The sequence below is a fragment of the Streptomyces sp. WMMC1477 genome (assembly GCF_027460245.1).
Taxonomy (GTDB): domain Bacteria; phylum Actinomycetota; class Actinomycetes; order Streptomycetales; family Streptomycetaceae; genus Streptomyces.
Map to the genome: position 1 here is coordinate 2,190,167 of NZ_JAPZBD010000003.1, position 12,941 is coordinate 2,203,107.

Sequence of the window (12,941 nt, forward strand, 5' to 3'; positions counted from 1 at the left end):
CCGTGCCGGGGCCGGGCTGAGGAGCGCCGAGGCGGAGCCTCAGGTGTCCTTGGAGAGGTTGGGGCCGGCCTCGACCGGAGGCGCGTCCGGCAGCGGGGCCTTCTCCTCACCGCGGAAGGTGAACGTGGCGGTCTCGCCCTCGCCGTCCGTCTCCACGACCACGATGTGACCGGGGCGCAGCTCGCCGAAGAGGATCTTCTCCGAGAGCGCGTCCTCGATCTCCCGCTGGATCGTGCGACGCAGCGGACGGGCGCCCATGACCGGGTCGTAGCCGCGCTTGGCCAGCAGCTGCTTGGCCTCGCCGCTCAGCTCGATGCCCATGTCGCGGTCCTTCAGCCGCTCGTCCACCTGGGCGATCATCAGGTCGACGATCTCGATGATGTTCTCCTGCGTGAGCTGGTGGAACACCACGGTGTCGTCGACACGGTTGAGGAACTCGGGCCGGAAGTGCTGCTTGAGCTCCTCGTTGACCTTGGCCTTCATCCGCTCGTAGCCGGTCTTGACGTCGCCCCCGGCGGCGAAGCCGAGGTTGAAGCCCTTGGAGATGTCCCGGGTGCCGAGGTTCGTCGTCATGATGATGACGGTGTTCTTGAAGTCCACGACCCGGCCCTGGGAGTCGGTCAGGCGACCGTCCTCCAGGATCTGCAGGAGCGAGTTGAAGATGTCCGGGTGGGCCTTCTCCACCTCGTCGAACAGGACGACCGAGAACGGCTTGCGGCGCACCTTCTCGGTGAGCTGGCCGCCCTCCTCGTAGCCGACGTAGCCGGGAGGCGAGCCGAACAGCCGCGAGACGGTGTGCTTCTCGCTGAACTCCGACATGTCGAGGGAGATCAGCGCGTCCTCGTCGCCGAAGAGGAACTCGGCGAGCGTCTTGGACAGCTCCGTCTTACCGACGCCGGAGGGGCCGGCGAAGATGAACGAGCCGCCCGGACGCTTCGGGTCCTTCAGGCCCGCACGCGTGCGCCGGATGGCCTGCGAGAGCGCCTTGATGGCGTCCTCCTGGCCGATGACGCGCTTGTGCAGCTCGTCCTCCATGCGCAGCAGCCGCGAGGACTCCTCCTCGGTCAGCTTGAAGACCGGGATGCCGGTGGACGCGGCGAGTACCTCGGCGATCAGCTCCTCGTCGACCTCGGCGACGACGTCCATGTCGCCGGCCTTCCACTCCTTCTCCCGCTTGGCCTTCTGGGCCAGCAGCTGCTTCTCGCTGTCCCGCAGGTTGGCCGCCTTCTCGAAGTCCTGCGAGTCGATCGCGGACTCCTTCTCCCGGCGGACGTTCGCGATCTTCTCGTCGAACTCGCGCAGGTCCGGCGGGGCGGTCATGCGGCGGATGCGCATGCGGGAACCGGCCTCGTCGATGAGGTCGATGGCCTTGTCCGGCAGGAAGCGGTCGGAGATGTAGCGGTCGGCCAGGGTGGCCGCACCGACCAGGGCTGCGTCGGTGATGGAGACGCGGTGGTGGGCCTCGTAGCGGTCCCGCAGGCCCTTGAGGATCTCGATCGTGTGCGAGAGCGAGGGCTCGGCGACCTGGATCGGCTGGAAGCGGCGCTCCAGCGCGGCGTCCTTCTCCAGGTGCTTGCGGTACTCGTCCAGGGTCGTCGCACCGATCGTCTGCAGCTCGCCACGGGCCAGCATCGGCTTGAGGATGCTGGCGGCGTCGATGGCACCCTCGGCGGCGCCCGCGCCGACCAGGGTGTGCAGCTCGTCGATGAACAGGATGATGTCGCCGCGGGTGCGGATCTCCTTGAGCACCTTCTTCAGGCGCTCCTCGAAGTCACCGCGGTAGCGGGAGCCGGCGACCAGCGCGCCGAGGTCCAGGGTGTAGAGGTGCTTGTCCTTGAGGGTCTCGGGCACCTCGCCCTTGACGATCGCCTGGGCCAGGCCCTCGACGACGGCGGTCTTGCCGACACCGGGCTCGCCGATGAGCACCGGGTTGTTCTTCGTCCGACGGGACAGCACCTGCATGACCCGCTCGATCTCCTTCTCGCGCCCGATGACCGGGTCGAGCTTGGATTCGCGGGCGGCCTGGGTCAGGTTGCGGCCGAACTGGTCGAGAACGAGCGAGGTCGAGGGGGTGCCCTCGGCCGGACCGCCCGCCGTGGCCGTCTCCTTGCCACCCGAGTAGCCGGAGAGCAGCTGGATGACCTGCTGCCGCACCCGGTTCAGGTCGGCGCCGAGCTTCACCAGGACCTGGGCGGCGACGCCCTCGCCCTCGCGAATCAGGCCGAGCAGGATGTGCTCCGTGCCGATGTAGTTGTGGCCGAGCTGGAGGGCCTCGCGCAGCGAGAGCTCCAGCACCTTCTTGGCCCGGGGGGTGAAGGGGATGTGGCCGGACGGGGCCTGCTGGCCCTGGCCGATGATCTCCTCCACCTGCTGGCGGACCGCCTCGAGCGAAATCCCGAGGCTCTCCAGTGCCTTAGCGGCGACACCCTCACCCTCGTGGATCAGGCCCAGGAGAATGTGCTCGGTGCCGATGTAGTTGTGGTTGAGCATCCGGGCTTCTTCCTGAGCCAGGACGACAACCCGCCGCGCGCGGTCGGTGAACCTCTCGAACATCGTTAATCGCTCCTCAGAGCGGTCAGTCAGTTAGGGGTAGGTCCCCTCCCTGTCCTTCCGCAGCTTAGTCCCGCAACGGGGGACCGCTCATTCCAACTGCCGACACCCGCTCGCCGTCCCGTGCCACGGTGCGGGCGACACCAGTTCCAACCCGATGGTGCGAGACGATGTTCCCGCAGGCCAAGTCGATGCACCTGCATTCGCTACGCCGATGGCGAACGCCTCGTCCACGACACGTCGGGCCCCCCGGCGCCATCGCCCTTGCCACACCCCCGTCACCACTGGTGATGTCTTACCCCCCGCCGCCGCTGATCCATACCCCGGGGAGGGGGGTCATCCGCTACGGGCGAACACGGTTGCACCCCAGGTGGCCGACATGACAGTCACCCATTGCCATCTTTTCGTCACTTCCTGTGCCCGCATGCGCCGAGAGCAGTTGCTCACGGCAGACGCGGCGATCCCCCCGATGCCGACCGGGCCGCCGGGAACACGCGCCCCCGGCCCGCGCACCCCCGGGAGAGGGACGGCCCCCGCATGACGGACGCCGCCCCCACCGTCGCGACACGCACGGAAGGGGCGGCTCGTGTGGGGGTTGGCGCCGAACCGGGCCGGGAGGGCCCGGGACAGCACGGGAGAGGGCCGAGGGACTGCCTCCGCGGCCTCCGGGGGAGCACCCGGCGTGAAGCCGGGAGAACGGCGGCCCGGCACGGCGCCGGCGGGAACGCGCCCCGCCGTGCCGGCCCGGGCCCGGCCGTTCTCAGCCGTTGGCCTTCTCGTACGCCTCGCGGATCTCGGCCGGCACGCGGCCGCGGTCGTTGACGTTGTAGCCGTTCTCCTTGGCCCACGCGCGGATCTTGGCGGTGTCCTGCGAACCTCCGGACGAGCCCGTGCGGGCCTTTCCGCGACCGCCGGACCGGCCGCCGGTGCGGCGTCCCGCCTTGACGAATTCCGCCAGGGATTCCCGAAGCTTCTGCGCGTTGGCCTCGGTGAGGTCGATCTCGTAGGACTTGCCGTCCAGCGCGAACGTCACCGTCTCGTCGGCCTCGCCGCCCTCAAGGTCGTCAACAAGAAGGACCTGAACCTTCTGTGCCACCGGCTACTCCCATTCGTACTGCCTCCCCGTTCCCGAACAGGGGGCTATAAGCGAATACTGATATCGACAACCACAGCAAACCGCTTTTCTCCGGAAAACACAAACCCCGATCGAGGTTTGCGCGCGAACACACGACGCGGGGTCAGGATCTTTCGGACAAAGCAGCCCATGGTTGTGATGTCGCCGTGACAACGGTCAGAGATGCAAGAGCATGCGGCTGTTGCCCAAGGTGTTCGGCTTCACCCGCTCAAGGCCGAGGAACTCGGCGACGCCTTCGTCATACGAGCGCAGCAGCTCGCTGTACACATCGCCGTCGACGGGGGCATCCCCGATCTCCGTGAATCCGTGCTTGCCGAAGAACTCCACCTCGAACGTGAGGCAGAAAATGCGGCGAACCCCCAGTCGACGTGCGGTTTCCAGCAGCTTCTCCAGCAGCAGGTGCCCGACACCGGTGCCGCGGGCCACCGGGTCCACGGCCAGCGTGCGCACCTCGGCGAGGTCCTCCCACATCACGTGCAGGGCTCCGCAGCCGACGACCCGGCCGTCCGGGACGCGCTCGGCGACCCAGAACTCCTGGATGTCCTCGTAAAGCGTCACCGTCGCCTTGTCGAGCAGGATGCGGTCACGCGAGTAGGCGTCGATGAGGCGTCGCACGGTACGCACGTCCGACGTCCTCGCCCGACGGACCGTCACGGCGTTCCCGCTTATCTCTTCTGCCATGCCCGCACGCTATCGCTCGTCCGGGGCGGTCAGCCGCACCCCATTGAGTTGCACCACCCGCAGGGCGTCCCGCAGCGCATCGACCTGTTCCTGCGACATCATCCCGAAGAACGCGACGAGCGCGGCCGCGGCGTTGTCGCTGGCCGACCACGCCTCGTTCATCAGCGCGGCGGAGTACGCGGCCCGGGTCGAGACGGCCTCATATCGATAGGCCCGGCCCTCCTGCGTGCGGCGGAGCCAGCCCTTCTGATGCAGGTTGTCCATGACGGTCATGACCGTCGTGTAGGCGATCCGCCGTTCTTCCCGGAGGTCCTCGAGAACTTCCCGCACGGTGACCGGGCGGTTCCACCCCCATACCCGGGTCATAACCGCGTCTTCGAGCTCTCCCAAAGGTCGTGGCACAGGAAGAATGATAGGTCGCCGCCGCCCGGCCGCGCGGGCACCGGTTCCCGGGCCCGGCGGGAGCCGGGGCGGCCCGGGAACGGCAAAGGGCCTGCGGGAGAACCCGGTGGTTCTCCGCAGACCCTGGTCGTGCGCGCTTACCGACCCGTCAGGCGCGGGCCTCGCCTTCCGCGGTCGCCGCCTCGGCCTGGGCGTACGCCGCGTCGACGGCGGCGTCCTCCTTGGCCTTGTTGGCGCCGCCCTGACTCCGGACGATCGTCACGATGAGTGCGGTGAAGGCAACGGCCATCACCGCGGAAGGGGTGAGTGCGGCAATGTAGTCCATGGGCACGAGCGTAGGGCAGGCCCCCCGGCCCGCGCGGACCGACCCGGGCATGGCCTTCGCCACACCGCCCGATCGGGGGAGCCGCGCGGGGCGGCCCCCCGGCGCGGGGTCAGGCCGTGAGCAGCTCGCCCTCCGGCGGGCGGCTCTTGCGGCGCGGCGGGAAGACCTCGCCGGGCGTGGGGATGGGCCGGGAGGGCCGCTTCGGCTCCCCGGGGCGCTCCCGCTCCGGCTCGGGCTGCTGGGCGGGCTTCGGCTTCTCCTTGCCGGGCTGCTCCTCGCCGGGCTTGCCCGGCTCCTGCTTGCCCGGCTCCTGCTTCGCGGGCTGCTCCTTCGGCGCCCGGCGCTCCTCCTCGCCCTCGGCGGCGCGTCCCCCCGGGAGGGCCAGCAGGCGGGTGCGGGCGAGGGGCAGGGCGGCGCGGACGAGCAGCTCCGTGCGGCGGGCGGCCTCCCGGGGGCTGGCGGGCGCGGAGCAGAGCCGGCGGAGCGCGGCCACGTCCTCGTCCGTCGCGGTGTAGCCCGCGTCGAGCGCGTCGCGCAGGCGGCCGAGATAGCCGGTGGCCGAGCCGGGGAGGGCGGCCCGGTAGCGGTCCACCTCGGCGAAGAGGAACCGCCGGAGCCGTGCGGCTTCACGCGTCGCGTCGTCCACGGCCAGTGCGAGGTGGAGGCACTCCCTGATCTCCTGGGCCGGGAGCGCGGCGGACTGGAGGGCGGTGGCGAGGGCACGACGGAGCACGCTCAGCTCCTCCGTGCTGAAGGCCATACCGCCTCGGGAACCATGTGGCGTGGGCATAGTGTGACTTTAAGTGCTAAACGGACGAAATGCCCCCGTGACGCGCCCGCCGCCGCCCACCGGTCCCGCGCGTCACATCCGGGCCACGTTGCGCTCGTAGACCAGGCGCAGACCGATCAGGGTGAGCCACGGCTCGTGCTCGTCGATCACCGAGGACTCCCCCAGCACCATCGGCGCCAGCCCGCCCGTGGCGATGACGGTGACATCGTCCGGATCGCCGTCCGGGCCCGCCAGCTCCCGGGCCATCCGGTCCACGACGCCGTCCACCTGGCCGGCGAATCCGTAGAGGATGCCCGACTGCATGGCCTCGACCGTGTTCTTGCCGATGACCGAGCGGGGTCGGGCCAGCTCGATCTTGCGGAGCTGGGCCCCGCGCACGCCGAGCGCCTCGACGCTGATCTCGATACCGGGCGCGATCACGCCGCCGACGTACTCCCCGCGCGCGGAGATGGCGTCGAACGTGGTCGCCGTCCCGAAGTCGACGACGACGCAGGGGCCGCCGTACAGCTCGACCGCGCCGACCGCGTTGATGATCCGGTCGGCGCCGACCTCCTTCGGGTGGTCCATGAGGACGGGCACGCCCGTCTTCACCCCGGGCTCCACCAGCACGGCGGGGATGTCGCCGTAGTAGCGGCGGGTGACCTCGCGCAGTTCGTGCAGCACCGAGGGCACCGTCGAACAGATCGCGATGCCGTCGATGCCCTCGCCCAGCTCCACGCCGAGCAGCGGGTGCATGCCCATCAGGCCCTGGAGCAGCACGGCCAGCTCGTCGGCGGTGCGGCGGGCGTCGGTGGAGATCCGCCAGTGCTCGACGATCTCCTCGCCGTCGAAGAGGCCGAGGACGGTGTGGGTGTTTCCGACGTCGATGGTCAGCAGCATGACTCAGGCCTCGTCCCTCAGGTCCAGGCCGATGTCCAGGATCGGCGCGGAGTGGGTGAGCGCGCCGACGGCCAGGTAGTCGACGCCCGTCGCCGCGTACGCTGCGGCGTTCGCGAGCGTGAGCCGTCCGGAGGACTCCAGGGCCGCCCGCCCGGCGACGAGGCTGACCGCCTCGGCGGTCTCGGCCGGGGTGAAGTTGTCCAGGAGCAGCAGGTCGGCGCCCTCGGCCAGGACCGGCTCGATCTGGTCCAGGTCGTCCACCTCGACCTCGATCGGCAGCTCCGGGAACTCGTCCCGCACGGCCTTGAACGCCGCGGCCACGCCGCCCGCCGCGATCACGTGGTTGTCCTTGATCAGCGCGGCGTCCGAGAGGGAGAAGCGGTGGTTGACGCCCCCGCCGCAGCGCACCGCGTACTTCTCCAGCGCCCGCAGCCCCGGCGTCGTCTTGCGGGTGTCGCGGACCCGGGCCTTCGTGCCCGCGAGCGCGTCCGTCCAGGCGGCGGTCGCGGTGGCGATCCCGGACAGGTGACACAGCAGGTTGAGGGCGCTGCGCTCGCCGGTCAGCAGGTCGCGGGTGCGGGTGCGCACGCTCAGCAGGACGGTGCCGGGCGTCACCCGGTCGCCGTCCTCGACGTGCCGCTCGACCTCGAACTCGTCCGTGCACACCACCGAGAGCACCGCCTCGGCCACGCGCAGGCCCGCGATCGTCCCCGCCTCGCGGGCGGTGAAGTCGGCGGTGGCCACCGCGTCCTCCGGGACGGTGGCCACGGTCGTGACGTCCACGCCGTGGTCCAGGTCCTCCTCGATCGCCAAGTGGGCGACGTCCTCGACCTGGACGGGGTCGAGCCCGGCCTCGGCGAGGAGCTGGGCCAGCTCGGGGTCGAGGCCGCACTCCAGCGGATCGAGGTCCAGCTCCTCGTCCAGCTCGCCGCAGCCGCACGCGTCCCCGCAGCCGCCGGAGGCGGCCGTCGCGCCGGGGCCGCCGATCTGGAGCAGCGGCAGGTCCACCGGCTCGGGTCGGGTGCGGTCGTCAGGGGTCGTCACGGCTTCTCCTCGGATGCGGCGGGGATGACCGGCGGGAAGCCGGTGGTGTCGGTCGTGCGCAGGGTGAGCCGCGCCGCGTCGGCCGGCGCGTCGGGGTGCGGGGCGTCGGGGCGGCCCGGGCGCGGCTCGTCGGCCGCCGGGGAGGGGCCCAGGGTCACGACGAGGTGGCGGGCCCACCGGGCGTCGTCCCGGTCCGGGTGGTCCTCGCGCCAGTGGCAGCCGCGGGTCTCCGCCCGCCGCGCCGCGGCGGCGACGAGGACGGAGGCGACCAGGTGGAGGTTGGTGACCTCCCAGCTCTCGGTGCCCGGCTCGGCGGGCTTGCCCGCCGAGGAGCCCGCGGGCTCCTCGGCGGACCCGGCGTGGCGCAGGGCCGCCAGGGCGGCGGCCGTCGCGGCCAGGCCCTCGGCCGAGCGGAGCACTCCGGCGCCGCGGGTCATGATCCGCTGGATCTCGATCCGGGCCTCCGGCGGCAGCAGGGTCAGCTCGGGCGGCGGCTCGGCCGGGACCCTGGCCGGACGGGCCGCGGCGGCGACGTCGGCGGCGATGCGCTCGGCGAAGACCAGTCCCTCCAGCAGGGAGTTCGAGGCGAGGCGGTTGGCACCGTGGACGCCCGTGCAGGCCGTCTCGCCGCAGGCGTAGAGCCCGGGCACGGTGGTGCGGCCGTGCAGGTCGGTGCGCACGCCGCCGGAGGCGTAGTGGGCGGCCGGGGCCACCGGGACCGGCTCCCGCACCGGGTCGATGCCGTGCGAGCGGCAGGCGGCCAGGATCGTCGGGAAGCGCTCGGCCCACATCCGGGCGCCGAAGTGCCGGGTGTCCAGGTACATGTGGTCGGTGCCCTGCTCCCGGCAGCGCCGCATGATGCCCTTGGCCACGATGTCGCGCGGGGCCAGCTCGGCCAGCTCGTGGGCGCCGACCATGAACCGCACCCCGTCGGCGTCCACCAGGTGGGCGCCCTCGCCGCGCACCGCCTCGGAGATCAGCGGCTGCTGCCCCTCCGCCCCCGGGCCCAGGTAGAGCACCGTCGGATGGAACTGGACGAACTCCAGGTCGCTGACCTCGGCCCCGGCGCGCAGGGCGAGGGCGACGCCGTCCCCGGTGGAGACGGCCGGGTTCGTCGTCGCGGAGAAGACCTGTCCCATGCCGCCGGTGGCGAGCACGACGGCGGGCGCGTGGACGGCGCCGACGCCGTCGTGCTGGCCCTCGCCCATGACGTGCAGGGAGACACCGGCGGTGTGCCCCTCGGCGTCGCGCAGGAGGTCCAGCACGAGCGCGTGCTCGATGGTGCGGAGGCCGGCGCCGCGCACGGCCTCCACCAGGGCGCGGGAGATCTCCGCGCCGGTCGCGTCACCGCCCGCGTGGGCGATGCGGCGCCGGTGGTGGCCGCCCTCGCGGGTCAGCTCGATCTCGCCGGTCGCCGCGGCGGTGTCGAAGACGGCGCCGCTGGCGATCAGCCGCCGGACGGCGTCCGGCCCCTCGGTGACGAGCGTGCGCACGGCCTCCGCGTCGCACAGCCCGGCGCCGGCGACCAGGGTGTCGGCGAGGTGCTGGTCCGGGGTGTCGCCCTCGCCGAGCGCGGCGGCGATGCCGCCCTGCGCCCAGCGGGTGGAGCCGTCGTTCAGGTCGGCCTTGGTGACGATGACGGTGGCCAGGCCCGCCGCGACACAGCGCAGGGCCGCCGTCAGCCCGGCCACGCCGGAACCGACGACGACCACGTCGGCCTCGATGGCCCAGCTCGGGGCGGGCGCGGCGAGACGTATGCCGGTGGGCGCGGCGCCCCGGGCGCTCCCCGGGGTGGAGCCGGTCGCGGTGCTCATGCTGCGGCTCCGAACGGCAGGCGGATGTTGTCGATGAGGCGGGTGCCGCCGACGCGGGCGGCCACGGCCAGGACGGCCTCCCCCTCGAAGTCGTCGTCGACGTCGGTGAAGTCGGCCGGGTCGACGAGGGCGAGGTAGTCGACGTCCAGGCCGCGCGCCTCGTCCAGTACCAGGCGGGCGGCCGCCAGCGCGGCCGACGGACCGCGGGTGGCGTGGGCCAGCGCGTGCGCGTCGGCCGAGGCGCGGGACTCGCCCACCTTGGCGAGCGCCGCCGCCCGCCCTTCGCGGGCGGGGGCCGCCGCGGCCCGGGCGCGCAGCGCGGCCTCGGCCGTGAGCCGGTCCCGGGCGGCGAACAGCGCGCGGGAGAGGGCCAGCGCGACCCTGCGCTCGTACCGCGAGAGATAGCGGTTGCGGCTGGAGAGGGCGAGGCCGTCCGGCTCCCGCACGGTGGGCACGCCGACGATCTCCACCGGGAAGTTCAGGTCCCGCACCATGCGGGTGATGAGGGCGAGCTGCTGGGCGTCCTTCTCCCCGTAGAAGGCCACGTCGGGGGCGGTGAGGTGCAGCAGCTTCGCGACGACGGTGAGCATGCCGTCGAAGTGCCCGGGCCGGTGCTCGCCCTCCAGCCGCTCCCCCATGGGCCCGGCCGAGACGCGTACCTCGGGCTCCCCGCCCGGGTAGACCTCCTCGGTGGCGGGCGCGAACACCACGTCCGCCCCCGCCGCGGAGGCCACGACGCGGTCGGCGTCCAGGGTGCGCGGGTAGCGGTCGAGGTCCTCCCCCGCGCCGAACTGCAACGGGTTGACGAAGACGGTGACCACGACCTGCCCGCCCGGGCCCACCGCGGCCCGCGCCGTGCGGATCAGCTCCGCGTGCCCGTCGTGGAGGGCGCCCATGGTCATCACCACGCCCCGGCGCCCCTCGGCCGGGCGCAGCCGCCGCAGCTCGGCGGCCGTGTGCAGGAGGGTCATGGGCGTGCTCCGTCCGAGAGGACCTCCAGCAGGTCCTCCGCCAGCTCGGGCTTGAGGAGGCCGGCGGCCAGCGCCCGGTCGGCCGTGGTGCGGGCCATGGCCACGTAGCCGGACACCGCGCCCGGCGCGTGCCGCCGCAGCTCGGCGAGGTGCGCGGAGACGGTACCGGCGTCGCCACGCGCCACCGGGCCGGTCAGCGCCGCGTCGCCCGAGCGCAGGGCGTTGTCCAGGGCCGCCCCGAGCAGCGGCCCCAGCATCCGGTCCGGCGCGGCCACCCCGGCCGAGCGCAGGAGGTCCTGCGCCTGCGCGACGAGGGTGACGAGGTGGTTGGCGCCCAGGGCCAGGGCCGCGTGGTAGAGCGGGCGGGCCTCCTCGGGGATCCACTCGGGCTCGCCGCCCATCTCGATCACCAGGGCCTCGGCCGCCATCCGCAGCTCCTCGGGCGCGGTGACGCCGAAGGCGCAGCCCGCGAGCCGTTGGACGTCGACCGAGGTGCCGGTGAACGTCATCACCGGGTGCAGGGCGAGCGGCAGCGCCCCGGCCCGGAGCGCGGGCTCCAGCACGGCCGTGCCGTAGCGGCCGGAGGCGTGGACGAGGAGCTGGCCCGGGCGGACGGCGCCGGTCTCGACGAGGCCCGTCACCAGGTTCGGCAGCGCGTCGTCCGGCACGGTGAGCAGCACCAGCTCGGAGCGGGCCAGGACCTCGCGCGGCTCGACCAGCGGCACACCGGGCAGCAGCTCGGCCGCGCGGCGCAGGGAGGCGTCGGAGACCCCGGAGGCGGCCACCGTGCGGTGACCGGCGAGCCCGAGGGCCGCGGCGAGCACGGGCCCCACGCGCCCGGCACCGACCACGCCGACGCCCAGCCGGGCGGGCCGCTCGTGGGCGTGCCGGGCCGGCTGCGCGGACTGCGGGGAGGAGACCGGCCGAGGGGGCCGGGCGGGATCGTGTTCGTTCACGGGTTCGTTCACGCGGTTCGGGCCTTCCGTTCCAGTCCGCTGTATCCCGGTACCGGACGTCGGACCCATGCTACGCGCCGGGGCACGGCAGCGGGTTAATCGGTCGCGTCACACCCGGTGAGCGGTCGAGGATGCCCGTATGACGGACGACGACGAGCACCGGCCCGCGCGGGAGGTCACTCCGCAGGACGACCCGGGACGCGGCCGGGACGAGGCAGCCGACCGCGGCCCGCACGACGGACCGGAGGGCGGGTCCGGGGGCGTCGACCGGTGGCGGCGCCTGGTGGCCGCCGAGCGGGCCCGGCGCAAGCTGTCGACGGGGCCGGTGCGGCCGCTCGCCGAGCGCCTCGCCGAGGTCACCGGGGCCGTGGCCCGGTCCGGGGCCGAGTGGCCGGACTTCTACGGCGACGGCGTCGTCACCGAGCTGGAGGAACGCACCGCCGAGCTGCTGGGCATGCCCGCCGCCGTCTGGTTCCCCACCGGCACGATGGCCCAGCAGGCGGCCCTGCGCTGCTGGGCGGCCCGCACCGGGAACCCGCGCGTCGCACTGCACCCCGGGGCGCATCCGGTGCAGCACGAGCGGGACGCGCTGGAGCGGCTGAGCGGGCTCCAGCCGGTGCGGATCGGCGCCGCGCGCGCCCCGGTCACGGCCGAGGACGTGTACGGCCTCGACGAGCCCGTCGGCACCGTGATGCTGGAGCTGCCGCTGGTCGCGGCCGGGTACGCGCTGCCCACGTGGGAGGAGCTGAACCGGACCGTTGCGGCGGCCCGCGAGCGGGAGGCCGTCGTCCACGTCGACGGGGCACGGCTGTGGGAGTCCACCACCTGGTTCGGCCGCCCGCTGGCCGAGATCGCCGCCCTCGCGGACTCCGTCTACGTCTCGTTCTACAAGTCGCTGCGCGGGCTGTCCGGGGCCGCGCTCGCCGGTCCGGAGGACCTCGTCGAGGAGGCGCGGGCCTGGCGGCACCGCTACGGGGGCAACCTCGTCCAGCAGTGGCCGGCCGTGCTGACGGCCCTCGCCGGGCTCGACCGTGAGCTGCCCCGGCTGCCCTCCTACGTCACGCGGGCCCGGCTCGTCGCGGCGGAGCTGCGGGCCGCGTTCGACGCCGCGGAGCTGCCGTTCGCCGTGGTCCACCCGGAGGAGCCGCACACGCACCAGTTCGAGGTCTGGCTCGCGGGCGACCCGGACGCGCTGACGCTGGCCGCCGTGCGGCAGGCCGAGGAGACCGGCACCGCACTGTTCGGGCTCTGGTGGGCGGCGGGGCCGCCGGGCCTCGCGGCGACCGACGTCACCGTCGAGGCGCCCGGGCTCGACTGGACGGCCGAGGACGTCCGCGAGGCGGCCCGGACGTTCCTCGCCTACGCGGGCCGGGCTCGGGCGTAGGGGCGTGTCG

Annotated in this window: 12 protein-coding genes; 1 reads left to right on the forward strand and 11 read right to left on the reverse strand. The window is 73.3% G+C overall.

The features are described 5' to 3' along the window. Nucleotides 1-39: 39 nt before the first annotated feature. From O7609_RS10015 to O7609_RS10065, 11 genes are all read right to left on the reverse strand, one after another. The gene (locus O7609_RS10015; protein ID WP_269734589.1) at nucleotides 40-2,553 is read right to left on the reverse strand and encodes an ATP-dependent Clp protease ATP-binding subunit; all 2,514 of its coding nucleotides are present in this window, start codon (nucleotides 2,551-2,553) and stop codon (nucleotides 40-42) included. A gap of 757 nt (nucleotides 2,554-3,310) precedes the next feature. Next, nucleotides 3,311-3,646, reverse strand: coding sequence for a histone-like nucleoid-structuring protein Lsr2 (locus tag O7609_RS10020; RefSeq protein WP_269734590.1), 336 nt, complete (start codon nucleotides 3,644-3,646; stop codon nucleotides 3,311-3,313). A gap of 195 nt (nucleotides 3,647-3,841) precedes the next feature. Then, a complete protein-coding gene (locus O7609_RS10025) occupies nucleotides 3,842-4,366 on the reverse strand; it encodes an amino-acid N-acetyltransferase (protein ID WP_269734591.1) in 525 nt (174 codons plus the stop codon). A 9-nt stretch (nucleotides 4,367-4,375) separates the two neighbouring features. Beyond that, the gene (locus O7609_RS10030; RefSeq protein ID WP_269734592.1) at nucleotides 4,376-4,768 is read right to left on the reverse strand and encodes a BlaI/MecI/CopY family transcriptional regulator; all 393 of its coding nucleotides are present in this window, start codon (nucleotides 4,766-4,768) and stop codon (nucleotides 4,376-4,378) included. 148 nt (nucleotides 4,769-4,916) lie between these two features. After that, nucleotides 4,917-5,093 (reverse strand): hypothetical protein, encoded by a 177-nt coding sequence (locus O7609_RS10035; RefSeq protein ID WP_269734593.1) that lies wholly within the window; start codon nucleotides 5,091-5,093, stop codon nucleotides 4,917-4,919. Between the two features lie 109 nt (nucleotides 5,094-5,202). Further along, entirely contained in the window at nucleotides 5,203-5,853 is a 651-nt protein-coding gene (locus tag O7609_RS10040) for a hypothetical protein (protein WP_269734594.1), read from the reverse strand. A 102-nt stretch (nucleotides 5,854-5,955) separates the two neighbouring features. After that, on the reverse strand, nucleotides 5,956-6,762 hold the full coding sequence (locus O7609_RS10045; RefSeq protein ID WP_219092197.1) for a type III pantothenate kinase: 807 nt from the start codon (nucleotides 6,760-6,762) through the stop codon (nucleotides 5,956-5,958). Between the two features lie 3 nt (nucleotides 6,763-6,765). Next, nucleotides 6,766-7,806: a carboxylating nicotinate-nucleotide diphosphorylase gene (gene nadC / locus O7609_RS10050; protein ID WP_269734595.1), complete on the reverse strand. Its 1,041-nt coding sequence runs from the start codon at nucleotides 7,804-7,806 to the stop codon at nucleotides 6,766-6,768. Next, on the reverse strand, nucleotides 7,803-9,620 hold the full coding sequence (locus O7609_RS10055) for an L-aspartate oxidase (protein ID WP_269743442.1): 1,818 nt from the start codon (nucleotides 9,618-9,620) through the stop codon (nucleotides 7,803-7,805). Before O7609_RS10055 ends, nadC begins: the two co-directional genes overlap by 4 nt. After that, entirely contained in the window at nucleotides 9,617-10,591 is a 975-nt protein-coding gene (gene panC / locus O7609_RS10060; protein ID WP_269734597.1) for a pantoate--beta-alanine ligase, read from the reverse strand. Before panC ends, O7609_RS10055 begins: the two co-directional genes overlap by 4 nt. Beyond that, complete coding sequence (locus O7609_RS10065) at nucleotides 10,588-11,559, reverse strand: Rossmann-like and DUF2520 domain-containing protein (RefSeq protein WP_443072090.1); 972 nt, start codon at nucleotides 11,557-11,559, stop codon at nucleotides 10,588-10,590. Before O7609_RS10065 ends, panC begins: the two co-directional genes overlap by 4 nt. Nucleotides 11,560-11,686: 127 nt before the next feature. On the opposite strand from O7609_RS10065, the gene O7609_RS10070 reads away from it, so the two are divergent. Next, nucleotides 11,687-12,931, forward strand: a complete 1,245-nt coding sequence (locus tag O7609_RS10070) for a threonine aldolase family protein (RefSeq protein WP_269734598.1) — start codon at nucleotides 11,687-11,689, stop codon at nucleotides 12,929-12,931. Nucleotides 12,932-12,941 lie beyond the last annotated feature (10 nt).